At 71.9% G+C, this 242-nt stretch carries 1 protein-coding gene; it reads left to right on the forward strand.

Going from position 1 to position 242, the window contains the following annotated elements; translation table 11 throughout:
* Window positions 1-242, forward strand: a 242-nt coding sequence (locus tag ACLNEE_RS17100; protein WP_412007473.1) for a hypothetical protein, incomplete at both ends; no start/stop codon positions are given.

The following is a 242-nucleotide window of genomic DNA, read 5'->3' on the forward strand; positions in this document are numbered from 1 at the left end:
TCGCCATCGGCTACCGCAGCAACGCCTCCGGCTCAGCGGCGACAGCCCTTGGTGACCAGGCCAGGGCGGCTGGAGCAGGCGCTACCGCCACCGGTTACCTGGCCAACGCCACAGGAGAGGACACCACGGCCTTGGGGCGCAACGCCAACGCCAGCGGAACCGCCGCGACCGCCGTCGGGGCCGAGGCCCTGGCCTCAGGGGGACAGGCGACGGCAATAGGTCCTAGCGCCAATGCCACCGGA

The organism is Aphanothece stagnina RSMan2012, assembly GCF_046764815.1.
In the GTDB taxonomy this organism is placed as follows: Bacteria; Cyanobacteriota; Cyanobacteriia; order PCC-6307; family Cyanobiaceae; genus NIES-981.